This window comes from Bacillus sp. S4 (genome assembly GCF_040838205.1).
Classification (GTDB): domain Bacteria; phylum Bacillota; class Bacilli; order Bacillales; family Bacillaceae_G; genus Bacillus_A; species Bacillus_A cereus_U.
This window is the reverse complement of the sequence record NZ_JBFPJI010000463.1, coordinates 1-1980: the sequence shown is the minus strand read 5'-3', so window position 1 is coordinate 1980 and position 1980 is coordinate 1. Positions and strand designations below refer to the sequence as shown.

Sequence of the window (1980 nt, the reverse complement as noted above, 5' to 3'; positions counted from 1 at the left end):
GTCTATTAATTTCAATGAAGCTAGTTTTATACTAGCTTTTTTATATAATAAATCACTCGTCATCTATACAGCTTATTACCTTCCTCCACTCTACCTCTGCATGATTTAATGCTTCATATGTAAACAAATCTTCACACACTTTTTCAATCATATGAGGATTGTTCTTAAGGAAATTCCACTGCAATACTTTAGGAAGAAAATATGTTTCATATTCTTTACTTCCCTTTATTACCTCATCAACTTCTCTTTCACAAATCCCTCTTATTAAATAATCATTTCTTAATTGTATTTGAATTTGTTGAAACGTTTCGCTGTATTTCTTCAATTGGACTAAACAATTAATATACGTACGCAAAAGTTCGTCATCACAATTGCAACACTTTATAATACGATCTATTTCATTCATAATGTACGAGCCTTTTCTTCTATTTGTAATAGCCATTTTTCACGCTTCTCTAGTTTACTCGTTTTCACAGATTGAAAAACTGACCGTTTTATATCGCAAATACCACAAAAACGTAAAACCCCTCGTTTCATCATAATCCAATCCGCTGATCGATATAATAGGGCCACATACCATAACGGTGAGTCTAACGTATTAATAACCCACGCCTTCTTTCCTTTCAATAACCCTTTCGGTAATGACCCCTCATATTTATAAGCAAATCCAGCTACAAAAATACGATCGATAAATCCTTTTAAAATAGCAGGCATGCCCCACCACCATATCGGATATATGAAAAGAAGAATATCCGCCGCTTTCACTAATTCTCTATATCGCTTCGTCTCTTCTTCATTTAGTAAATCACGTCTTTTCTTCTCTTCATTAAATACAAGCACTGGATCAAATTGTTCTTTATGTAAATCAAGTAGCGTAACAGAATGATTTGTTTCCCCAAGTCCTTTTTGCACATGCTCTAAAATTGCCGCATTAAAGCTTGAAGGATTAGGATGAGCGTATATAATTAGTACGTTCACTACAAAGCAACTCCCTCTTTAGTTAAAGTTTCCCCTTCTTTAACATTTTCTCTACAATTTGCACATTTTTCGAACTTTGTAACAAACGATTTAATACTGTTAATAACTCGTCTTTTTCTAAACCTTTCAATTGCTCTTTAACTGTACTCTCACCAGCACCTTGAATATCATAAACAACTGCCGCCATATGTTTACAATAATTTTCGTACGGACACTCGCAGCTACTTTCTGCAAAATCTTCAAGATCAATAACTACTTCATAATTTCCTCCATTACCAGTCACAAAAGCAAATACTTTATTATCATGTACTTCAACATCTTCTACATGTCCCTCTTCATAATATTCATAACCTCTATCAACAATGTATTTCGGAATATACCTATATAGTTCTTTTAATAAATATGCGTACATAACAACACCTCTTCCTTTAATTCCCTTTTGACTTCCAAAATCCTGCATGTTATTCTAATAACTGTCAAGTAGCGAGTCTACGTGACAAACGACTGACACCTATTCGGCGAAGGTGTCTCTTTTCATTTGCAGCCGATATGAAGTGCCTCTTTCAGGCACATTCAATCTTTGACACTACACACTCAACACCATTCCCTGTATCAGGCTGCTTTAGCAGTCTTTTACGCTACATATTTCATTATTTCACGACAAAAAGAGAGCTTAGCTCCCTTTTCCCGCTTTATAAAATACCCCTTTTTCAGCATAGCGATATTCATCATCAGCTAAAGTAATTTTCCCATCCAGTTTGAGTTCATCTAATAGTCTTGATAAATAAAATTGATGTAACATTTTTTTAGTGAATTTTCCTTCATGATGCGAAACGATATGTTCTTGAATATCTAACAATGATATTGGCTTATCTTGCTCTATCATATATTCATAAACTGTACTACGCAGTTTTACGTATTTTTCGAGTGTCACAGTACTTCGCAACCCGATACGATAAACTTAACTAAATCTATACAATTCAATCAAATTTACACAAGTTA

Annotated in this window: 4 protein-coding genes; all 4 read right to left on the bottom strand. The window is 33.9% G+C overall.

Features of this window, described 5'->3' with window-relative positions:
- Nucleotides 1–52: 52 nt before the first annotated feature.
- Nucleotides 53–406 (bottom strand): hypothetical protein, encoded by a 354-nt coding sequence (locus AB3X48_RS21630; protein ID WP_016105482.1) that lies wholly within the window; start codon nucleotides 404–406, stop codon nucleotides 53–55.
- Complete coding sequence (locus AB3X48_RS21625) at nucleotides 403–978, bottom strand: NAD(P)H-dependent oxidoreductase (protein WP_016105483.1); 576 nt, start codon at nucleotides 976–978, stop codon at nucleotides 403–405. The genes AB3X48_RS21630 and AB3X48_RS21625 overlap by 4 nt, the downstream gene beginning before the upstream one ends.
- Nucleotides 979–1000: 22 nt before the next feature.
- Nucleotides 1001–1390 (bottom strand): SWIM zinc finger family protein, encoded by a 390-nt coding sequence (locus AB3X48_RS21620; protein WP_002110868.1) that lies wholly within the window; start codon nucleotides 1388–1390, stop codon nucleotides 1001–1003.
- A 261-nt stretch (nucleotides 1391–1651) separates the two neighbouring features.
- On the bottom strand, nucleotides 1652–1912 hold the full coding sequence (locus tag AB3X48_RS21615; RefSeq protein ID WP_012261278.1) for a hypothetical protein: 261 nt from the start codon (nucleotides 1910–1912) through the stop codon (nucleotides 1652–1654).
- Nucleotides 1913–1980: the final 68 nt, after the last annotated feature.